Origin of the sequence: Candidatus Symbiopectobacterium sp. 'North America' (genome assembly GCF_015762685.1) — a bacterium.
In the GTDB taxonomy this organism is placed as follows: domain Bacteria; phylum Pseudomonadota; class Gammaproteobacteria; order Enterobacterales; family Enterobacteriaceae; genus Symbiopectobacterium.
In genome coordinates this window covers 63,607-84,888 of sequence record NZ_PEHF01000081.1, presented here as the reverse complement: position 1 = coordinate 84,888, position 21,282 = coordinate 63,607, and the positions used below count along the sequence as shown (strand labels likewise).

Genomic DNA, 21,282 nt, shown 5'->3' with positions numbered 1-21,282 from the left:
CCCCTTTTGTCACCAACATGGAGGTACGTATGCAGAAACGTGCTTTACTGGGCATCGCCGTGGCGGTTTTACTGGCAGGATGCAGCACCAGCACAGAATTGAGTTCAGCCGGGAAGTCGGCCAAGTTTACCGATAAGCAACCTGGCAGCGAATGTCGTCTGGTGGGTCAGGTGACAGAAGCGCAGTCCACCTGGTTAACGGGTCACGATGAAGGCAACGCGCAGCGCGGCGCGGCCAACGATCTCCGTAACAAGGCGGCGGCGCTCGGCGGCAACGTTATCTATGGCGCCACCAGTTCCAGCGAAAGCTTCTGGTCGAGCTTCGCTCCGCTTGATAGCAAGCTGGTCGGGCAGGTTTATCACTGTCCCTAAGCGACAGGCCTTCACAGGCGGATGCTCGCTGAGCCGCCGCCTGTGAAGGATTTCTCTGTTAGTTGGGCTTCAGCAACTGCAAATCCAGCAGCGTTTTGCTGGCTTCCCCGCCAATCTCGCGCGTTAAACGCGGCACCAGATAGCCGGAGACCTGCGACAGTAGTTTTTTCATGATGTCGCGTGCTTCCTCATCGCTCACCAGAAAATGCGCTGCGCCTTGTACTTTGTCCAGCACGTGCAGGTAGTAAGGCAGTACGCCCGCGTTAAATAGCGCGTTGCTCAGCGCCGCAAGCGTCGAGGCGTTATCATTCACGCCGCGCAGCAATACGCTTTGATTCAGCAGCGTAACGCCAGCCTGACGCAAACGTGCCATACTTTCACTCAGTTCGCTGTCTATCTCGTTGGCATGGTTGATGTGTGTCACCAGCAGCACGCGAAGGCGCGTTTGCGATAAGCGTTGACACAACGCCTCGGTAATTCGCGCCGGGATCACCACCGGCAACCGGCTGTGAATACGCAGGCGTTGTACGTGAGGGATGGTTTCCAGTTCGCTGATAAGCCAGTCCAGCTCATGGTCTTTCGCCATCAGCGGATCGCCACCGGAGAAAATAATTTCATCCAGTTCAGGATGCTGGCGAATATAGTCCAGCGCCTGACGCCAGTTGCTCTTGTTGCCCTGATTGTCCTGATAGGGAAAGTGGCGACGGAAGCAATAGCGGCAGTTGACCGCGCAGCCGCCTTTGACCAGCAACAAGGCGCGGTTGTGGTATTTATGGAGTAATCCAGGCACCACGCTGTGCTGTTCATCAAGCGGATCGACGCTGAACCCAGGGGTCACCACGAATTCGTCCTGCGCGGTCAGCACTTGCAGCAATAGCGGATCGAGAGGGTCCCCTTTGCGCATCCGCGCGGCAAAGGACCAGGGTACGCGCAGGGGAAATAGCGTGCGCGCTTGCGCCCCTTTGCGTAGTTCAGGGTGGTCATCCTGCGCCAAAAAGTGCAAAAGTTGGAGAGGATCGGTAATGACATCCGCAAGTTGATGTAACCAATCTTCTCTGGGATGGGGTTTTAGGGTTACAATGTGTGCCATTTTTTGGCTGAGTACCAGTATTAAATAGTAGAGGGCCTTTATGGCGACTTATTTTAGCAACGATTTTCGTTCCGGTCTTAAAATCATGTTTGAAGGCGAGCCTTACGCTGTCGAATCCAGTGAATTCGTTAAGCCAGGTAAAGGGCAGGCTTTCGCGCGCGTGAAAATGCGCCGTTTGCTGACCGGCAAACTGATTGAAAAAACCTTCAAATCCACCGACAGCGCCGAAGGTGCTGATGTGGTCGATATGAACCTGACCTACCTGTATAACGACGGTGAGTTCTGGCATTTCATGAACAATGAAACGTTTGAACAACTGGCCGCTGATTCCAAAGCTGTTGGCGACAACGCCAAATGGATGCTGGATCAGGCTGAATGTATCGTGACGTTGTGGAACAGCCAACCGATTTCGGTAACGCCACCAAACTTCGTGGAACTGGAGATCGTGGATACCGATCCGGGTCTGAAGGGCGATACAGCAGGGACTGGCGGTAAGCCGGCAACCTTGACCACCGGTGCTGTGGTAAAAGTGCCGTTGTTTGTTCAGATTGGCGAAGTGATCAAAGTGGATACGCGTTCTGGCGAATACGTTTCCCGCGTGAAATAAGCACTTCGCTGCCAAAAAACACCGTCGGCTTTGCTGGCGGTTTTTTTTGTCCTGCATCCGGCCAATGTTAACGTTTGCTGCCCATTCAGCCCCGATCTCTGCGTCATGACAGGACGCGCACCTTCAGATATCAAGGCGTAAGCTTACGAACCGGGAAACACCCGCTCGCACAGAAAATCTACCAGTACGCGTACCTTCGGCGACGGATGTTTGCTCGTGGGCCACAGCACGTGAAAAACGCCTGTACGCTCCACATAATCGACTAGAATGGGCTGTAATCGGCCATCAGCCAGCAGATCGCGAATAGAGAAGTCGGGCATATAGGCGATACCCAACCCTTGCAGTGCGAAGCACACGCGCGTCTCTATGTTGTTGCAGATCATCGCCGTAGGCAGTTGCAACGGTGGCTCTCCGGGAGCGAGCCGCAACGCCCAAGGCTCCAGCTTGCCGCTGTGGGGAAAGCGATAGTGCAGGCAGCGGTGTCGCAGCAGGTCGGCAGGCACCTGCGGTGTGCCCTGCCGCGCCAGATAGTCCGGAGACGCAACCAGCAACGAGCGGAAGGCGCCAAGCCGACGAGCGGTGAGGCGCGAGTCTTATGGCTCACCGGTGCGAACCACTGCATCAAAGCCTTCTTCGATCACATTGACGATCTGATCGGTGAAATCGAGATCCAGCTCGATCTCTGGATACGTATGCATAAATTCACTGAGCACCGGCAGTACCAGCGAACTGACCAGCGGCAGGCTTACCCGCAAGCGCCCACGCGGTATGCCGTTGGCCTGTAGATCTAACTCTGCGGCTTCGATCTCGGCCAGAATGCGCCGACAGCGCTCCAGAAACAGGGTGCCCTCAGCCGTCAGGGTAATGTTACGCGTGCTGCGATGGAACAGGCGTACGCCCAGTTTTTCTTCCAGGCGTGCCACGCTCTTGCCGACGGCCGAGGCTGACACCCCTAGCAACCGTCCCGCTGCCACAAAGTTGCGTGTTTCTGCCACCTGTACGAACACCACAAAGCGGTTAAGGCTGTCCATATCGCTCTCCCATTGCGGACATTTTATTCCGTATAGCAAGAAACTGTATCCATCTTTTTCTTGAGTCACAAGTTCTCTATCGTCAAGGCATTCCCGATTTAGCAACCGATGAAATCAAGGACTTTAACGTGACGATTCCTCTCTATCCTCTGCGCTCAGGTATTCCCTCTGCGAATCTCTCCACCCGTATTCAGGATGTTATCCAGCAGGCGTTGGAGACGCATCGTCTGGTGGGTAGCGTTGTCTTGGTGGCGCACCACGGTGCGTTGATTTACTAGCAGGCAGCCGGATGGGCCGATCGTGAACACGCACAGCCGATGGCGTTGGGCACGATCTTTCGGCTGGCGTCGGTGAGTAAACCCATCGTGTCGACGGCGGCGCTGGTGCTGGTGGCTCAGGGAAAACTCGGTCTGGATGACATTATCTCTCGCTGGCTGCCCGGCAGCAGGGTTTCCGCGCGACGGCGTGTTAACACGCCAGCCGGGCCGGCATCCTCAGCCACTGTCAAACCCCTTCGCGCTCTGTGCTACAGGCAGGCACTTTCTTGCGGCGTAACCACTGTGCTGGTTTCAGTTCTCTGACCAGCACCCCGATAACAATCAGCGCGGCACCCACAATCGCTAAGCCGGGCAAACGGTCACCGGCAAGACGACCGACAATGCCCGCCCACACCGGTTCGCTGGCGTAGATGACGGTGGCACGCGCAGGGGACACTGCATTTTGCGCCCAGTTCATGGTCAGTTGAATCACAATGCTGGCGGCACCGAGGCCGATGCCGCCCAGCAACCAAGCCCAGGAGAAGGCGGGCAACGATTCACCGTTTACCGGCATCAGCAACAGTGATAGCAGTCCCGCCGTCAGCAACTGTACGGTAGTCACCCGGCGCACATCGACGTTCCCGGCGAAATGGCCGATCAGAATGATTTCGGTCGCAATCGCCAGCGCACTGAGCAGCGTGGCCCATTCGCCCTGACTCATACTGAGATGGCCCGCATCGGGTCCTGCCAACAGCATCAGGCCGACAAACGCGAAAACAATCCCCACCAGACTCATGACGCCGGGGCGTCGCCGTAGCACCAGCCATTGCAGCAGCGGCACCAGAGGGACATACAGCGCGGTAATAAACGCCGATTGGCTGCTGGTGATGGTTTGCAGTCCATAGGTTTGTAAACCATAGCCCAGCAGGATACTCGCCCCGATGGCAAAACCCGCATAGCACTCCTGAAGCGTTAGCCCCTCCAATGCGCGCCGAAAGACCAGAAGACTGATTATACCGGCCGTGGTAAAGCGCAGCCCAACAAAAAACAGCGGACCACTGTGCTGCATGGCCAGATGAACCACTAAAAAGGTAGTTCCCCACACTAGTGTGATCAGGATTAACGCCCACTCCTGGGGTTTGATGCCCAGTATGGGATGGGGGATGGCAGAAAAGTAACGTTGCATTGCAGGTTCAGACAAAAGAGATCAGCTTTCTATCATAGGGGGAATGTTGTCGATAAGCCATCCCCCTCGTTGTCTAACGTAGTGTACAGGCGACCTCCTCCAATTGGCTGATGGCCGTGTTTCACTCTTCAAAAAAACCTTATTTTTCATGTTTTTAATGTGTGGTTTCGTCCTGATGGATAACCTGAACGGTGCAGCAACTGCCTAGCGCGTAGTCAGACAACGAAATGAGCGTGGTAAAGGCCAATTCGGGGATGGCCGGCCGCCAGCCTGCGGTCAGCATCGACGTGAACACGATACGGGCGTGGGGGATCACCTCCAAAAAGCACCCGATGTGTTCACTGCGATCGTCGTCTGGTCCCTGAATCCAGGTATGAAATGCTCCGCCAGGTTGCAGATTGAGGGCGATAACCTCAGTCGTGCCCGGTTTAGGGCTCCACCAGACTTTGAGCCATTCTGGGTCTGACCAGGCACGCCATATTGCATGTCGCGGGGCGTCCAGCACTCGGGTAATCACAAGATTGCGGGTATCCACAGGTTGGGGGATTGACAGTGTCATGGCATGGCTCCTGATAAGCGTGAATGCCAGTGTGCCGCCTATTTTCAGTGACACCGGAACAAAAAACGCTTATCGCGGCAGGATTGACTACACTTACTGAAGGCGGTGGAGATCGCCTCGGTAGTATTACTTTCCCTTTTACCTCTCCCTTGAGAAGGAAAATAACCATGTTCAAAAAAAGCGTGCTTATTCTTGCCTCATTGCTGATGCTCTCTGCGTTGACCGCTTGTAATACTACCCGAGGTATTGGGCAGGATGTCGAAGCAGGTGGGAAAGCCATTCAACGCATCAATAAACGGTCCGAACATTGCGCTACATGGCGATGAAAGGACGCTGAGCGGCGTCATCCTATAGACAGCCTGCCCACCGCAGTGATATATCCGTGATCTTTCTTCACGCCACTCTCGTGGCCGGCAGAAAAATGGGTATTTTGCGTAGCGGAATGGATGGAGAAGTACGATGTCGCCGTTGTTTATTACTGTAGGCATGCTGACCCTGAGCAATGTGTTTATGACGTTCGCCTGGTATGGTCATTTGCGTTATTTCAGTGGACGTACCTGGCTGATTGCCGCACTGGTCAGTTGGGGAATTGCGTTATTTGAATACCTTTTGCAGGTGCCAGCCAACCGCATCGGCTATCAGGTGGCCTCTGCGGGGCAACTAAAGATTTTGCAGGAAGTGATCAGCCTAACGGTATTTATTCCGTTCTCAATGATTATTCTGAAAGATCCGTTTCGTACCGATTTCATCTGGGCCGGTCTCTGCTTGTTGGGCGCGGTATTTTTCATGTTCAAAGATAAGATCCTGGGGTAATTGTTGCTGCATTTCCCCTATCGCTACGGCTGGCTTGTGTAACCAGCCGTGTTTTACCTTAGGCTAATTTCCGCACGACAGCCGTTGCTGGCATTAATACAGAACCATCCTCGGCATGCGGCACCATGTAGGGAATCGGGTTGCCCGTGCGCGTATCAATCAGATCTGAGTGCCGCTCACCGGACTTGAACCGGTGTTGTTCTCCCCATTGTCGTAGCGCCACTATCACCGGAAACAGCTTTTCTCCCTCAGACGTCAGTACGTACTCCTGATAAGCCGTACCGTCTGAGGCGTCCCGCATCTCTAGAATGCCTGCATTAACCATCTTGCGCAGACGATCGGAAAGGATGTTGCGCGCCACGCCCAGACTGCGTTGAAAATCACCGAAACGGCGTACGCCATCAAAGGCATCACGCACAATGAGCAGCGACCAGCGATCGCCAACCACATCGACACAGCGTGCAACGGGACAAGGTTCGTTGTTTATGGTTTCACGGTTTGGCATGGCATTTCCTGGCCGTTTGGTGTGGAACAGCAATCAAGTTGCATTTTAAAACCAGATAACCTAGCATTCAATCGGTTTTATTTTGCAACTGGATTTTGTGGCATTATATGATGAAGCGTTCCCTCACATCACCGTTGAATCAAAACAGCTCGCTGGCCCAGCCAACTTATATGCCGCGCAGCCTGATAGTGCTGTTTGCTATCGCCAGTGGCTTGAGCGTGGCAAATGTCTATTACGCTCAGCCTCTGCTTGATGCGCTGGCGGCGGATTTTGGTATCAGCCAGGCCACGGTCGGTGGAGTGGTCACGGCGACTCAGTTTGGCTGTGCCCTGGCACTGTTACTGCTGGTGCCATTAGGCGATCGCGTTGAACGTCGTCGCTTGATGATCATGCAACTCGCCGCGCTGGTGACAGCTTTGTTCATCGTTAGCATGGCATCGTCCACACTGGTGCTGTTGGTGGGAATGCTGGCGATTGGACTACTGGGAACCGCGATGACACAAGGGTTAATCGCCTATGCTGCCAGCGCTGCCGCCTCCTATGAACGGGGGCGCGTTGTTGGCGCAACGCAAGGCGGTGTGTTTATAGGCTTGTTGCTGGCGCGGGTGTTTGCGGGAGGCGTAAGCGAGTTGCGGGTTGGCGAGGCGTTTACTGCGGTGCTGCGGTACTGATGGTAGTGACAGCGCTACCGCTATGGTCACAGTTACCGGTTTTGCCTCCCTCACCGCAGCGCATCAGCTATCCACAACTGATTGCATCGATGTTGACGCTACTGCGACAGGAGAGGCTGCTGCAAGTCCGTGGCATGTTGGCATTGCTGATGTTTGCCGCCTTCAACATTTTCTGGAGTGCGCTAGTGTTGCCCTTGAGCGCGCCGCCTTATGGGTTCTCGCACACGGTGATTGGTGCTTTTGGGCTGGTGGGGGTGGCTGGCGCGCTGGCTGCTTCGCGCGCCGGACGATGGGCGGATCGAGGCTATGCCCAGCGCACCAGTGCGTTTGCGCTGCTGGCATTACTGCTGGCATGGTGGCCGCTGTCGCTGATGGATGCATCGCTGTGGGCGCTGGTAGTGGGGATTGTGCTGCTCGATCTGGGCGGACAGGCGCTGCACGTAACCAACCAAAGCCTGATATTTCGTGCCCGGCCTGAGGCTCATAGCCGTTTGGTTGCTCTCTATATGCTGTTTTACGCGCTGGGCAGCGGGATGGGCGCGTTTAGCACCACCCTGACGTATGCGTATGCGGGGTGGCAGGGTGTGTGTATGCTGGGGGCGGCTGTCAGACTGCTGGCGTTGTTGTTATGGTGGATAACGCGGCGGGTTGCTACGCCAGAATAAAAAACGGCCCGCAATGCGGGCCGTAGCAGATGACAGCGGATGGCGTGTTACAGAGTGACGACACCTATCACGGTGACCACACTCAGGATGGCTGCCAAACCGTAGAACACCCATTTTCCTGCCGGAACGTGGATTTTTAGGTCATGCATCAGGTGATGCAGACGGAGCAAACCACACCAGATAGGCAGAATGATCATCAGCAGCAGAAACAGCCACCCGATAAGGCTATGTGAGAAAGCGGCGATGCGCTCATAGCTCAGCGCGTCGGGGAACATCCCCAGCGGCAGCGGCACCCCGACCAGCAGGATAATCACTGGTGAGAAAATGGCGGTCCACATCCCACCGGCACCGAACAGTCCCCAGAAGGGAGGCTCATCGGAATGTTTTGGCGTTGGATTAATTACGTTGTTCCCCTCCAATCAGAATAGTAACGCGATGGCGAGAATAGCCAGCGTGACGATGACGGTTACAGCCCTTTGATAACCGGCTCTGGCCCCATTTTTTCATCTTTGACGATGATGATGCTGGCTTTGGGCGCCAGTTCAAACCAGGATTTGGTGTGAATAGCTGCCGCCACCAGTGCGATGATGTTAATCAGCAGCACCAGCGGGTTTTGCAGGAAGCCGACAAATCCGGCCCAGCCTTCTGCGCCGTGTTTCAACGAAAACACGCCATAGATCAGCATAATGCAGAACCATACCGCAGGAGCGGCGGTCATTTCGCGCAGCATGTAAAAGCGATAGAACCCGAGCCGTTGCCACCAGGTTGCAGGCATGCTGCGAACGTATGCTTTACGCTTGGTTGTCATTGTTGCCTCCCTCATTGCGGTTTAAGCATAGCGATCATGAAGTCCTTGGCGCTTTCGACCTTACCTTGCTGAATGGCGGCGGCAGGATCGACATGCTTCGGACACACTTCTGAGCAGTAACCGACAAAGGTACAACTCCAGACACCGTTTTTACCGTTCAGTTGCGGCATGCGCTCTTTCTTGCCGTGGTCGCGGTTATCCAGGTTGTAACAGTGTGCCAGCGTGATGGCAGCCGGGCCGATAAACTCAGGATTAAGGCCAAACTGCGGGCACGCGGCGTAGCACAGGCCACAGTTGATGCAGCCGGAGAACTGATGGTATTTCGCCATCTGCGCCGGTGTCTGCTTGTTGGCGCCGTCAGCCGGCGTTTTGTTGTTGCCGATGATGTAAGGCTTGATGGCTTCCAGACTCTCGATAAAGTGGGTCATATCGACCACCAGATCGCACTCGATCGGGAAGTTGCCCAGCGCTTCCACCTTCATACCGCTGGTCGCGTAGTCGTGCAAAAAGGTTTTGCACGCCAGCTTCGGCACGTTATTTACCATCATGCCGCAGGAGCCGCAGATAGCCATACGGCAGGACCAACGGTAAGAGAGGTCCGGTGCCAGGTTATCTTTGATGTAACCCAGCGCATCCAGCAGGGACGTTTCTCGGCTGTAAGGCACGTCGAACGTCTCGACGTGCGGTGCCTTGTCGGTTTCCGGGTTATAGCGCATGACTTCCATTTTCAGGGTAGCTAACTCAGCCATTCGCTTGCTCCTTCTTGCTCTTTTCCTGGGCTTCCGCTTCGGCACCGTACACGCGTTTTGCTGGTGGCAGCGTGGTGATCTTCACGTCGCCATAGGCCAGACGCGGTGCGCCGTTCGGGTTGTAATACGCCAGCGTATGCTTCAGGAAATTAACGTCATCGCGCTCAGTGCAACCTTCGTCCAGACGTTGGTGCGCACCGCGTGATTCTTTACGGTTGATAGCAGAGTGTGCCATACATTCAGCGACATCCAGGCTATGGCCCAGTTCGATGTTGTAAAGCAGGTCGGTGTTGAAGACGCTGGAATGGTCGTGAATTTTCACGCGCTTGAAGCGCTCTTTCAGCTCAGCGAGTTTATCCACGGTTTTCTGCATCAGGTCGGTGGTGCGATAAATACAGCAACCTTCTTCCATCGACATGCCCATTTCGTCGCGGATTTTTGCCCAGCTTTCCGTGCCTTCCTGATTCATCAGGTCATGCAGACGCTGCTCAATATCGCGTGTTTGCGCATCCAGCGCGCTGCCGTTGGCGGGTGCCGCTTCTTGCGCACGGCGCACTGCATTTTCCCCGGCCATACGACCAAACACGACCAGTTCTGCCAGTGAGTTGGAGCCAAGGCGGTTAGCACCGTGCAGGCCCACCGAAGAACATTCGCCTGCCGCAAACAGCCCTTTTATGGTGGTTTCGCAATCCTGATTGGTTTCAATGCCGCCCATGGTGTAGTGCGCCGTCGGACGAATCGGAATCGGCTCTTTCACTGGATCGACGCCAACGTAGGCTTTTGCCAGTTCGCAGATAAACGGCAGACGCTCTTTCAGCTTTTTCTCGCCCAGATGACGCAGGTCGAGGTAAACCACGTCGCCCAACGGGGTGGACACCGTGGGGCCTGCACGCCATTCGTGCCAGAAGGCTTGTGATACCTTGTCGCGCGGGCCCAGTTCCATATATTTGTTTTTCGGCTCGCCGAGCAGCGTTTCTGGTCCCATGCCGTAATCTTGCAGATAGCGGTAGCCATCTTTGTTGACCATGATACCGCCTTCACCACGGCAGCCTTCGGTCATCAGGATACCGGAACCCGCAGGCCGGTCGGGTGATATTGGACGAATTCCATATCGCGCAGCGCCACGCCGTGGCGGAACGCCATTCCCATGCCGCCACCGGTGACGATGCCGCCGTTGGTGTTGTAACGGTAAACGCCACCGGCACCGCCGGTCGCCAGCACCACCGCGTTAGCGCGGATTTGCACCAGCGAGCCTTCCATCATGTTGATGGCGACAAGACCACGCGCCTGAGCGTCATCGACCAGAATATCCAACACAAAGTGCTCATCAAAGCGTTGGATTTGCGGGTATTTCAGTGAGGTCTGGAACAGGGTGTGCAGCATGTGGAAGCTGGTTTTATCCGCGGTAAACCAGGTGCGCTCAATTTTCATACCGCCAAAACGACGGACGTTTACGAAACCGTCGGGTTTACGGCTCCAGGGGCAACCCCATTGTTCTAGCTGGATCATCTCCTGTGGACATTGATGAACAAAATGTTCAACGACATCTTGCTCGCAGAGCCAGTCGCCACCGGCAACGGTGTCGTGGAAGTGAAAATCAAAACTATCGTGATCCTGAGTGACTGCAGCTGAACCACCCTCGGCGGCCACGGCGTGGCTACGCATTGGGTAGACTTTTGATATCAGCGCAATTTTCAGTTGGGGATTAGCTTCAGCGGCAGCGATTGCCGCACGTAAACCAGCGCCCCCGGCCCCGATAATGACCAAATCGGCATTAAAGGTTTGCACTGCACTCATCCAGTTACTAAAGTTAATTAAAAATAATATATTCGATTCGTTAATCTCTATTTCCCACCGAACGCTTTCTGTAATTCATCGATATTTAAAGCAATTCGCGGACACATATTAAGAATAGCTAAACCTATATTTTTTTGTGGAAATGATTATACCGAATTATGAGTAGGTGAAATTTGATGTGATCCAGCATTTTGTTTTTTTTATTGTGTTTTGATTTTGGCAATAACAGCATGATGGTTAACGCTATTGCCTGATAAATAACACTTTTATTTCTTTAATAAGGAACTGGCTCAGGGTAATTGCACATAATGTTCTGGATATCGGTATCAAAAGGCCTATGCAGGAGGGAAACCTGAGCACGAGAAACTGCGGGAGAGACAGTGCGTGATTGTAGCGGAGTTGAATTGTTTGCAGGCGAATATACGGGTAGACTGCATCCCCTGTTTGCGTTAGGAGTAAAGAAACATGTGCGAAGGCGAACTCTGGCAGCCCACCGCCACCATTGAAAACTTATTGAAGCGTGCAGCCATCGTCTCTGAAATTCGGCGATTTTTCTCCGATTGCGGCGTATTGGAAGTGGAAACACCGGCCATGAGTCAGGCAACGGTGACGGATGTGCACATGGTCCCGTTCCAGACGCGTTTTGTCGGACCTGGCGTATCTGAAGGGATGACGCTCTACCTGATGACCAGCCCTGAATACCATATGAAGCGCTTGCTCGCCGCAGGCAGCGGACCTGTCTTTCAACTGTGCCGTAGTTTCCGTAATGAAGAGTCTGGACGACACCATAATCCCGAGTTCACCATGCTCGAGTGGTATCGCCCACACTACGATATGTATCTCCTGATGGACGAAGTGGACGATTTATTACAGCAAGTACTGGAGTGTGAAAGCGCAGAGCGTCTCTCATATCAGCAGGCTTTTCAGCGTCATCTTGACGTGGACCCGTTTTCTGCGGATAAGGAGCAACTGCGAGAAGCGGCAGATAAGCTCGGCATGGGCGATCTTGCCAGCCATGAAGAGGATCGCGACACGCTGTTGCAAATGCTATTTACCTTCGGTGTGGAACCGCACATTGGGCACGACAAACCGGCCTTTGTGTATCACTTCCCGGCGTCACAGGCTTCGCTGGCTGAAATCAGCTCTGAGGATCACCGGGTGGCGGAGCGCTTCGAGGCCTATTTCAAAGGTATTGAGCTGGCAAACGGTTTTCGCGAATTGACGGACAGCGATGAGCAGCGCCAACGTTTTGAGCAGGATAACCGCAAGCGTGCCGCTAACGGGCTTTCTCAGCAACCGATTGATGAATATCTGCTGGCGGCGTTGAAACAGGGAATGCCTGCCTGTTCTGGCGTCGCGTTAGGGGTGGATCGTCTGATTATGCTGGCTTTAAAAGCGGAAACCATTGGTGAGGTGATGGCCTTCACCGTCGGGCGTTCGTAATCATCACATCGCCGTTCCTCCGCGTCAGCGGAGGAACGGCACCGCGTGTTTGGTTCTCTCTGAGGCTATCTGCCTGTTACAACCCACCTTCCGGCCGATTGGCTGAACTCGGGCTGCGTCCATCAATACGCACGGAACTCATCTGCACCTGGAACGGCGGGAACGGCATCTCCATGTTGTTCTCACGGTAGGCTTCCAGAATCAGCTGGTGAATCTCATGACGCAGCGGCATGCGGTGTCCCATTTCTGCGGCAAAGATACGCAATTCGAAAATCTGGATACCCTGACGTAAATCCACCAAAAAGGCTTCAGGAGGCGGGTTTTCCAATACCAACGGGCAGCGTTTAACCGCATTGAGCAACAGTTCGGTCACTTTTTGGCTATCGGCATCGACTGGCGCTGGAATGGTCAGCACCACGCGCGTCACCGAATCCGACAGCGACCAGTTGATAAACTGTTCGGTGATAAAGGCCTTGTTGGGCACGATGATCTCTTTTCTGTCCCAATCGGTAATTGTGGTGGCTCGGGTATTGATGCGCATAATGCTGCCGGTGAGATCGCGAATGGTCACTGTGTCGCCAATGCGGATCGGTTTTTCAAACAGAATGATCAGGCCGGAGATAAAGTTGGCGAAGATCTCCTGCAAACCAAAGCCAAGGCCTACGGTCAGAGCGGCAACCAGCCACTGGAGTTGTGACCATTCGATCCCGATAAACGAGAACCCCACCAGGCATCCAATCAGCATCAGCATGTATTTGCTGACGGTGATAATGGCATAGCCAGAACCGGGGGAGAGATCGAGGTGCTGAAGCAATGCCAGCTCAAGCAGCGCGGGCAGGTTGCGCACCACCTGCGTCGTGATACTGAAAATCAGAATCGAGATCAACACCGCCCCGAGGGTAATCGGCTGTACCTTATCGACCCCTTTCACCGTACTGGTGACTTCCCACAGATTGATGTTTTCTAAAAAGCTGAATGCGGAGTGGATTTCTGACCACAGGACAATCACTGACACCAGTGCGATCAGTGTCAGAATGGATCGCACCAGTTGCAGCGATTTGGCGCTGATGGTATCCAGATCGACCACCGGCTCTTCGATGGTGTCTGAGGTGGTTTCCACTAAGATACCCGACTCTTCTTCACCGCGGGCACGCTGCGCCAATATTTCGGCACGCCGCTGTTTGGCCCTGTCAAACGCGATGCGTCGGCGTTGGATCAGCATCCAGCGCCGTATCACGTGGTACACCACCAGTAGGAAGAACCAGATGGCGACCGAGGTTTCCAACCGAGCCAGCAAGGCTTTCGACGTGGCCAGATAGCCAACACCCGATGCCAGCGCTGCAATCAGGGGCGCACTGATCATCAGGTTCCACAGCGCACGGTTGATGGTGTTTTCTCCTGAGCCTTCCTTGTTCAGGTAGAGCGGAATACCGGCACGTTTCAGGCTGGTGGTCACCAGACTCAACGCCAGACATAGCAAAATAAAGCACAGTCGCCCCAGCGTGCTGGAAAACTCGCGTTCGTTGAGGTTTTCAAACGTGATGATCGCCATGATCAGCGGAACAATAAAGGCGATCGACAATCGGTAGTAGCGCATGGCGCGCGCGACGCGCTCGGGTGACCAGCGTAAGTGGGCAATAAACAACCCATTCGAATGGGCGAAGGAGGCACTGACCATCACCAGCCACATCAGCGGGACGGTGGCGGTCACGCTGTCACCAATCGCGACGGCGATGGGGTAGGGCCAGGCGTTTTGCAAGCCGTACCCCAATGCGGCCCACAGCACGGGCAGCGGGAGTGCAATCAGTAGCGAATAGAACAGAGTACGCAGCGTCAGCGAAAAATGATCGAGGGTAACTTTGCCGATACGGCTGCTGGCGCGCTCTAGAAAAGCGTTGTAGTGACGGCGCGAACTGATGCCGAAGCCGACTAAAATCAGCGCGGCCATCAGCGGGAACGCGATTTCCCGGCTGGTCACCACCATGATGACGGCGCTGCTGAGCTGAGTAAAGGTATCCAGCGAGAGCAGATGGTAAAGCGCCTGCACCACCTGTACCGGGAAGGCGAAGGAAATAGGATTCACATCGGCAACCCAGAACAGATAGCGGTGAACCGCCTCGCGGATTTCCAGCAGCGCTTCTTCCAGTTGGCTAGTCGCCACTTTAAGCTTGGTCAGTTCAAGGATCTGCGCATCAGTGCCGGAAATCAGCGATGTGAGTAAGTCGCGCTGGGTACGAATCTGATCGCCAAGCACGCATTGCTGACTGTTACTGTTGGGCGTGCAGTTTTCTTGTCTCGGGCGTTCTGAGGTGCGAGCGGCACTGAGCAGGTTTTCATAGCGTAACCGTTGTACACGCAACTGGGCCATGTCGGTGTCCAGCCGTTGCGGTTGAGGCATGTCCGGCAGGTGTGCCACCTGCGCGCGCAGTGCTTCACCCAGTACGGTAGATGCCCCAATCCACTGAGCTTGCTCACGCAACGTGCTGAGTGCTTGCCGCACTTGCTGTGTTTGGGTGGTTGCCTGACGCTGCTGTGAGGCGATCAAATCAAGATGCTGTGCCTGCTGATTCAGTTCCTGAGACAGTTCGCGGTTAAGCTGTAGCTGTTCGCTGATGACCGCGGGCAAATCATCACCGCGTTCCACCAACTGCTCGGTGCGCTCGAGCACTTTCTCCGCTTCACGCTGGCGTAAGTTATTGATGCTGTAACGTAATGCTTGTAGTTGTTGATCCAGACTGTCGTGGCGCAACTGGTAGAATTCCACGCGTAAGCGGGAGAGCTCCTGGCGATTACTGGCGGAAAGCTGGGCCAGTTCCAGTTCATCAACCCGGCTTTGGCGCAACGCCTGCTGAGCTTGCAATAACACTAACTGCGCCTGGACCAGCGGTGTGACCGGATTGCCTAACGATTGGATTTGACGATCAATTTCGTTTAATACCCGGCTGGCTTCGGTTTGCTGCTGCGGCAGTTGGGGCAGAGAGTCGATCACTTCACGCAGTCGCTCTCGTTCCTGTTGCAGTTGGCGCGATTGATCCAGCAGTTGGCTGCTGGTTTGCACCACTTTTTGCTCCAAATCGACAACCGAGAGTTTGTCGCTAATGGCGGTGGTTTTATTTTCTTCAGCCGCCAGCAGTCGGCGCAATTCCTGCGTCAGTTTGGGGAAATCGTCAATAACGTGTTGATATTGCTCTGTGCGTGCCAGTGACTCTTTGCGTTCCTGCAAGATGTTTAACGCAAGACGAAACTGTTCGACGATATCAGCCTGATCGGGGGTGTTTTTATTGGCTTCAACCTGTTCCAACTGTTGGCGCACACGCGCCTCGTTAGGCACGGGTGCTGCCAGCGCGGTGACAGAGAGCAGAACAGCAGCAAAGAAAATCACGAGTTGACGCACGATGGTTCTCCCTCTCTCACGCAGGTTCGCAGGCATACAGGTTACTTAAGGCGTGTGGTGCATTGCGTCATCGCCATGGTCCGCCGCATCCGGCACAGATTCTGCGGCAACGGGTGTTTCTTCTGTGGAATCCACCATTTTTGCTTCGGCAAAGGGTTCGCCCACACGGGTAACACTCAGAGGATTAAGGTGCGCGGCAAACTGAAGCGTATCGGGCGCAAACAGGTTGATTACCGTAGAGCCCAGTTTGAAACGGCCCATTTCCTCGCCTTTTTGCAGGGCGATGGCACCTTGCTCACCCGCCGCAGGGTAGGTCCAACGCTTGATGATGCCTTCACGCGGCGGCGTCACGGTGCCAGACCAGACGGTCTCAATGCTGCCGACAATAGTCGCACCCACCAGAATTTGTAACATCGGGCCAAAATCGGTATCGAACAGGCAGATAACGCGCTCGTTGCGGGCAAAAAGATTGGGTACGTTGTCAGCGGTAAACAGATTGACGGAAAACAGGTCGCCCGGTACGTAGATCATTTCACGCAGCACGCCGTCGCAAGGCATATGCACACGGTGGTAATCGCGCGGCGAGAGGTAGGTAGTGGCGAACAGACCATCGCGAAAGCGATCGGCCATCACGTAGTTGCCTGCCAGCAGCGCTTCCAGCGAGTAGTCGTGGCCTTTGGCCTGAATCAACTTGCCGTCGACAATGGGGCCCATTTGCGATAACACGCCATCAGCCGGTTGTACCACGCGGTGTGCGTGCGGATCAATCGGGCGCACGTCCGGACGCAGCGGGCGCACGAAAAAGTCATTGAACGTCCGATAGGCAGCGGTATCCGGGTGTTGCGCTTCCTGCATGTTCACTTTGTAGTAGCGAACGAAAAGATCGATAACCCCTTTGGTCAGCCTGCCGGCCTGCTTGTCTGCACCCCAGCCTGCTAACCGCGTCAGTGCGATTTTCGGTAGCCAGTATTGTAAGGCGATTTTCAGTTTATCCAGCACAGTGAGCCCCTTAGGTTTTTATGCGCCCATCTAAAAAGGGGCGCATTGTAGCGATGGATGCGGTAAAAGTCAGCGGTCCGTATCAGAATCAGAGAAGGTTTTACGCGTTTTTACCTGCGCCATGCTCTCCAGAATACGGTGATAGTTATCGAAACGTTCTTCGGCTATGTCGCCGCGCTCCACGGCAGCGCGCAGCGCACAACCGGGATCGTTATCGTGGCGGCAATCGCGGAATTTACAGGTGCCGAGGTAAGGCCGGAAATCGATAAAGCCCTGTGTAACCTGCTCCGGCTCCAGATGCCATAAGCCAAATTCACGCACGCCGGGGGAATCAATCACATGGCCACCGTGCGGGAAGTGATACAACCGGGCCGCCGTGGTGGTGTGTTGGCCCAGACCGGACACGTCGGATACGTCGTTGACCAGAATCTTGGCGGCGTCAGGGTAGAGTAATGCGTTCAGCAGGCTGGATTTTCCCACCCCGGATTGGCCGGCAAAAATGCTGATCCTGTCCGTTAACGCATGCTCCAGCGTCTCCATCCCTTGCTGCGTGTGGCTTGATACCATGATGACCGGATAGTGCAGCGCACGATAAATGCCCATCAGCCCATCGACAAACGCGCGGCCTTCATCATCCAGCAGGTCGATTTTGTTCAGCACAATCAGGGGCGCGACCTCCAGGGTTTCGCAGGCCACCAGATAGCGGTCAATGATGTTCAGTGACAGCTCAGGCAAAATCGCGGAAACGATCACCACCTGGTCGATATTAGCGGCGATAGGTTTAACGCCGTCATAAAAGTCCGGGCGTGTCAGCACCGACTCGCGCGGGTGCACCGCCTCAACGATACCGCTGATCCCGGCCTGCGTCTCTTTACCGGCACGCCACACCACGCGATCGCCGGTTACCAGAGATTTGATGTTACGACGAATATTACACCGGTGGATAATGCCATCCTGCGCTTCCACATCTGCATGCATACCAAAACGGCTGATAATGATGCCTTCTTGCGGCTCTTCCAACTGGTTCTCATCCCACTCGATTTTGCTTTCTCTGTGCTTAAGACGACGTTGGTGGTTCGCTGTAACTCGACGTTGCTGTCCTTTTGACAGTTTATTTTTGCTCACTGAGCCTCGTTTGAACTGTGGTTATCGCCCACAATGGCTGAAGAGACTATAATACACTCTATTTGATTTTAATTAACTGATGCCTGTTATTCCCGCTTCTCTGGGGATGGTTGGAAAAGGAAGTAAATGTATGTCCGTTGAAAATAGTCAGGTAAGCGAAAACAATCTTATTTGGATCGACCTGGAAATGACGGGGCTGGACCCGGAGCAGGATCGCATTATTGAAATTGCAACGCTGGTAACCGATGCCAATCTTAATGTGTTGGCCGAAGGGCCGACGATCGCGGTACACCAATCCGATACCCAGTTAGCACTGATGGATGACTGGAACGTGCGTACCCACGGTGCCAGCGGCCTGACAGAACGGGTTAAAGCCAGTGCCTATGATGAACGCGCGGCTGAAGCAGAAACCATTGCTTTTTTGCAGCAGTGGGTGCCTGCCGGGAAATCTCCGATTTGCGGTAACAGCATTGGTCAGGATCGCCGTTTCCTGTTTCGTTATATGCCTGCGCTTGAAGCCTATTTTCACTACCGCTATCTGGATGTCAGCACGCTGAAAGAGCTGGCGCGCCGTTGGAAACCCGAGATTATGGCCGGGCTGAAAAAACAGGGTACCCATCAGGCGATGGACGATATTCGTGATTCTGTGGCGGAACTGGCCTACTACCGCGAGCATTTTATCCGTCTGTAGTCGTTACGGGCGTTTTTTGCCCGACCGATGGCGAAATTGCTGTTTTTATCGGCAGTCAGTCATTTTTTCGCGGTAAGGGGCTTGCGGCGGCAACGATTTCTCGTATAATTCGCACCCCGTACCGCAGCAGAATTTGTGGTGCGAGTGAAGATGGTTATTCCTGCGGGAATAGCTCAGTTGGTAGAGCACGACCTTGCCAAGGTCGGGGTCGCGAGTTCGAGTCTCGTTTCCCGCTCCAAACTTTCCAGCGTGAAAGTTTAGGTAACCAGCTTCACGATCGGTTTTCACAGCAGCGCTTGCTGATGTGGCCTTCCTAAGCGGGAATAGCTCAGTTGGTAGAGCACGACCTTGCCAAGGTCGGGGTCGCGAGTTCGAGTCTCGTTTCCCGCTCCAAGTTTATCTTCTCTTTGTCTCATTATCTTCTGTTTTTTCTCATGTTTCATATTGCCGATGAGGCACCTTATGGATCGTTTCGTCATTCTTTCCGGGTGTTCTGGCGGTGGCAAAACCACGCTGCTGGCAGAGTTGAACTGGCGTGGCTATACCGTTGTGGAGAAACCCGGCCAACGCATCGTGCGTGAAGCAATGTCTTCGGGCGGTGATGCAGTGCCGTGGAAGAATATGGAAGCATTTTTACGCCGGGCGATAACGCTTGCAGCGAATGACTATGCTCAGGCGAGAGATCATGGTCAGTTATGGGTATTTTTTGATCGCGGGTTAATCGATGCTGCAGCAGCACTTCAGGCAATAACCGGTGAGCCGGTGCTCACTACGATCGCATCACGCTATCGTTATCACTCACGCGTGTTTCTTGTTCCTCCCTGGCCTGAAATTTATGTGCAAAACAGCGAGCGACGCCACAGTATGGATGCCGCTATAGCTGAATTTGAGCGATTACAAGATGTCTACCCGACATTGGGGTATCGAGTGTCAATGTTGCCTAAAGCCTGCGTGAATGCACGCGCTGATTTCGTTTTACGAACGTTGGCTGAGGTGTGGTGACAGACTCCTTTTTCCTATATTAATTCAAAGCCAATCATTTTGATTGGTTTTGGCAGTCTATTGATTGGATAAGGCACCTCAGGTACAACCAAATCCACTATTATGATTCCATTGCGTGCCGGTATAGTAGCCGGGACGGCATTTCATAACTCCACAGGACGAGGTTTTCCATGCAACTCATCAGTCAAAGCTTTCAGGATGGTCAGGCGATACCGGGTGAATTCGCGTTTGCCGTGCCAGACCGTGCTGCACACGTTGCGCTATCATCGAACCGTAACCCGCATCTCGCGTGGCGCGATGTTCCACCGGGCACGCAATCCTTCGTGATTTTGTGTCACGATCCCGATGTGCCGAGCAAAGGCGATGATGTGAATCAGGAAGATCGAGAAGTGCCGGCAACCTTGCCGCGCGTCGATTTTTTCCATTGGTTGCTGCTTGATGTTCCGCCAACCGTGACGGAGATTGCAGTGGGGGCGCATTCAAACGGCGTTACACCGCGTGGAAAATCGGGCCCTGCCGCACCTGATGAAGGCTGACACGGTATTAATGATTACACGGCCTGGTTTGCCGGGGATGAACAAATGAAGGGCGATTATTATGGTTATGACGGCCCGTGCCCGCCGTGGAATGATGCGTTAGTTCACCACTATATTTTCACTGTTTACGCACTGGCGGTTCCTGCATTGGCCGTGAATGGACCGCTGGATGGAGCGAACGTGCGCGCGGCGCTGGCGACGGCACCGGTATTGGCGAAAGCCAGCCTGACTGGGCTTTACAGTTTGAATCCAGCGGTGCCAGTGGCGTGAACCACGTCGGGCAAGCGTTGACAGTGCCGGTGCTTCAGGGAGAGGGAGGGGAGCGCTGGCGGTTGTCCTCGTCCTCGCCCGTGGTGCGACATGGCTTGTGCGCACTGGCCCAGCCTTGCCTGCGGCAACCGCAACAAACCGCACGTTTCCAGTTTCATGAGACAACCGTGTTACTGGTGGTATCAGGGCAGATGCGTTTAGCGTTCGCAGAGCATGAGGTCTTGGTCGATGCCATGCGGCCTGCGTTGGTGCTGGTCGACGCAGGCCCCTGTGTGGACATCGTGAAAACCCCGGGAGGGGCTGAGCGCTGTTTCCGTTCGGTTTTTATGACAATCGCGAGCGCGCTGCTGGAAAGTCACTCAGCGGTCTCTTCTCTTGTAGGGGGCGTTGAACGCATCGCTGCTGGGCCTGTTCAGGTGATGCCATTGGATGACGATTTGGCATCGACGTTATGGCATTTGATTGAAAGCGTCGAGATCAGGCCCGTGAGCGATGAGCGGCTTACCTACCGGTTACTGGAACTACTGAGCGCCTTGGCTGAGCGTGGTCATGTATTCTGCCAACCACGGCACAATGACACGGTAGCGCGTCTGCAAGCGCTGATGGCGCGTGCGCCGCATCGTCACTGGACCGCACGCGAAGCGGGCCGAGAGCTGGCGATGAGCGAAGCCACCCTGCGGCGACGTCTTGCCGCATAGCAAGAGCGCTTTGAA

The 21,282-nt window shown here is 54.6% G+C and carries 17 protein-coding genes, 2 tRNA genes and 6 pseudogenes; 13 read left to right on the top strand and 12 right to left on the bottom strand.

What is annotated here, in order from left to right; all coding sequences use genetic code 11:
* Positions 1-29 precede the first annotated feature (29 nt).
* Positions 30-371: a DUF4156 domain-containing protein gene (locus tag CS369_RS16845; protein ID WP_196907995.1), complete on the top strand. Its 342-nt coding sequence runs from the start codon at positions 30-32 to the stop codon at positions 369-371.
* Positions 372-429: 58 nt separating this feature from the next.
* On the opposite strand, the gene epmB is transcribed toward CS369_RS16845, so the two are convergent.
* A complete protein-coding gene (epmB, locus tag CS369_RS16840; protein WP_196907994.1) occupies positions 430-1,461 on the bottom strand; it encodes an EF-P beta-lysylation protein EpmB in 1,032 nt (343 codons plus the stop codon).
* A gap of 40 nt (positions 1,462-1,501) precedes the next feature.
* Between epmB and efp the strand changes: the two genes are divergently transcribed.
* Entirely contained in the window at positions 1,502-2,068 is a 567-nt protein-coding gene (gene efp / locus CS369_RS16835; RefSeq protein ID WP_196907993.1) for an elongation factor P, read from the top strand.
* Between the two features lie 143 nt (positions 2,069-2,211).
* On the opposite strand, the pseudogene CS369_RS16830 reads toward efp, so the two are convergent.
* Positions 2,212-3,099, bottom strand: a pseudogene (locus CS369_RS16830) (LysR family transcriptional regulator).
* Between the two features lie 161 nt (positions 3,100-3,260).
* On the opposite strand from CS369_RS16830, the pseudogene CS369_RS23950 reads away from it, so the two are divergent.
* Positions 3,261-3,548 (top strand): annotated as a pseudogene (locus CS369_RS23950) (serine hydrolase domain-containing protein); the annotation flags it as partial.
* 55 nt (positions 3,549-3,603) lie between these two features.
* Here the strand turns inward: CS369_RS23950 and CS369_RS16820 are convergent.
* Both CS369_RS16820 and CS369_RS16815 read right to left on the bottom strand, forming a co-directional pair.
* Positions 3,604-4,542 carry a DMT family transporter gene (locus CS369_RS16820; protein ID WP_196908012.1) on the bottom strand — a complete coding sequence of 313 codons (939 nt, stop codon included), beginning with the start codon at positions 4,540-4,542 and terminating at the stop codon, positions 3,604-3,606.
* Between the two features lie 154 nt (positions 4,543-4,696).
* Positions 4,697-5,101: an SRPBCC domain-containing protein gene (locus tag CS369_RS16815; RefSeq protein WP_244665066.1), complete on the bottom strand. Its 405-nt coding sequence runs from the start codon at positions 5,099-5,101 to the stop codon at positions 4,697-4,699.
* Positions 5,102-5,268: 167 nt separating this feature from the next.
* Here CS369_RS16815 and CS369_RS16810 point away from each other — a divergent pair, with 167 nt between their 5' ends.
* Positions 5,269-5,427 carry an entericidin A/B family lipoprotein gene (locus tag CS369_RS16810; protein ID WP_196907992.1) on the top strand — a complete coding sequence of 53 codons (159 nt, stop codon included), beginning with the start codon at positions 5,269-5,271 and terminating at the stop codon, positions 5,425-5,427.
* 133 nt (positions 5,428-5,560) lie between these two features.
* Entirely contained in the window at positions 5,561-5,914 is a 354-nt protein-coding gene (locus CS369_RS16805; RefSeq protein ID WP_196907991.1) for a DMT family protein, read from the top strand.
* Positions 5,915-5,972: 58 nt separating this feature from the next.
* Here CS369_RS16805 and CS369_RS16800 read toward each other — a convergent pair whose 3' ends face one another.
* On the bottom strand, positions 5,973-6,419 hold the full coding sequence (locus CS369_RS16800; protein WP_196907990.1) for a helix-turn-helix domain-containing protein: 447 nt from the start codon (positions 6,417-6,419) through the stop codon (positions 5,973-5,975).
* Positions 6,420-6,529: 110 nt separating this feature from the next.
* Here CS369_RS16800 and CS369_RS16795 point away from each other — a divergent pair.
* A pseudogene (locus CS369_RS16795) lies at positions 6,530-7,755 on the top strand (MFS transporter).
* Positions 7,756-7,802: 47 nt separating this feature from the next.
* On the opposite strand, the gene frdD reads toward CS369_RS16795, so the two are convergent.
* The 4 genes and pseudogenes from frdD to frdA form a co-directional block, all read right to left on the bottom strand.
* A complete protein-coding gene (gene frdD / locus CS369_RS16790; RefSeq protein WP_196907989.1) occupies positions 7,803-8,174 on the bottom strand; it encodes a fumarate reductase subunit FrdD in 372 nt (123 codons plus the stop codon).
* Positions 8,175-8,563 (bottom strand): annotated as a pseudogene (gene frdC / locus CS369_RS16785) (fumarate reductase subunit FrdC).
* Between the two features lie 11 nt (positions 8,564-8,574).
* Positions 8,575-9,312 carry a succinate dehydrogenase/fumarate reductase iron-sulfur subunit gene (locus CS369_RS16780; protein WP_196907988.1) on the bottom strand — a complete coding sequence of 246 codons (738 nt, stop codon included), beginning with the start codon at positions 9,310-9,312 and terminating at the stop codon, positions 8,575-8,577.
* Positions 9,305-11,100 (bottom strand): annotated as a pseudogene (gene frdA, locus CS369_RS16775) (fumarate reductase (quinol) flavoprotein subunit). Before frdA ends, CS369_RS16780 begins: the two are co-directional and overlap by 8 nt.
* Before the next feature lie 474 nt (positions 11,101-11,574).
* Between frdA and epmA the strand changes: the two are divergent.
* Positions 11,575-12,552, top strand: a complete 978-nt coding sequence (gene epmA, locus CS369_RS16770) for an elongation factor P--(R)-beta-lysine ligase (RefSeq protein WP_196907987.1) — start codon at positions 11,575-11,577, stop codon at positions 12,550-12,552.
* Between the two features lie 76 nt (positions 12,553-12,628).
* Here epmA and mscM read toward each other — a convergent pair whose 3' ends face one another.
* The 3 genes from mscM to rsgA all read right to left on the bottom strand — a co-directional run bounded on the left by mscM (position 12,629) and on the right by rsgA (position 18,070).
* The gene (mscM, locus tag CS369_RS16765) at positions 12,629-15,946 is read right to left on the bottom strand and encodes a miniconductance mechanosensitive channel MscM (RefSeq protein ID WP_244665065.1); all 3,318 of its coding nucleotides are present in this window, start codon (positions 15,944-15,946) and stop codon (positions 12,629-12,631) included.
* Between the two features lie 45 nt (positions 15,947-15,991).
* The gene (asd, locus tag CS369_RS16760) at positions 15,992-16,945 is read right to left on the bottom strand and encodes an archaetidylserine decarboxylase (protein WP_196907985.1); all 954 of its coding nucleotides are present in this window, start codon (positions 16,943-16,945) and stop codon (positions 15,992-15,994) included.
* Positions 16,946-17,014: 69 nt separating this feature from the next.
* Positions 17,015-18,070, bottom strand: coding sequence for a small ribosomal subunit biogenesis GTPase RsgA (rsgA, locus tag CS369_RS16755; RefSeq protein ID WP_196907984.1), 1,056 nt, complete (start codon positions 18,068-18,070; stop codon positions 17,015-17,017).
* Between the two features lie 130 nt (positions 18,071-18,200).
* Here rsgA and orn point away from each other — a divergent pair, with 130 nt between their 5' ends.
* The 6 genes and pseudogenes from orn to CS369_RS16725 all read left to right on the top strand — a co-directional run bounded on the left by orn (position 18,201) and on the right by CS369_RS16725 (position 21,267).
* The gene (gene orn, locus CS369_RS16750; protein WP_196907983.1) at positions 18,201-18,761 is read left to right on the top strand and encodes an oligoribonuclease; all 561 of its coding nucleotides are present in this window, start codon (positions 18,201-18,203) and stop codon (positions 18,759-18,761) included.
* A gap of 162 nt (positions 18,762-18,923) precedes the next feature.
* Positions 18,924-18,999 (top strand) — tRNA-Gly (locus CS369_RS16745).
* Between the two features lie 79 nt (positions 19,000-19,078).
* Positions 19,079-19,154: transfer RNA gene (locus CS369_RS16740), tRNA-Gly, on the top strand.
* A gap of 69 nt (positions 19,155-19,223) precedes the next feature.
* Positions 19,224-19,763, top strand: a complete 540-nt coding sequence (locus CS369_RS16735) for an AAA family ATPase (RefSeq protein WP_196907982.1) — start codon at positions 19,224-19,226, stop codon at positions 19,761-19,763.
* A gap of 170 nt (positions 19,764-19,933) precedes the next feature.
* Positions 19,934-20,569, top strand: a pseudogene (locus CS369_RS16730) (YbhB/YbcL family Raf kinase inhibitor-like protein).
* Positions 20,566-21,267, top strand: a complete 702-nt coding sequence (locus CS369_RS16725; protein ID WP_244665064.1) for an AraC family transcriptional regulator — start codon at positions 20,566-20,568, stop codon at positions 21,265-21,267. Before CS369_RS16730 ends, CS369_RS16725 begins: the two are co-directional and overlap by 4 nt.
* Positions 21,268-21,282: the final 15 nt, after the last annotated feature.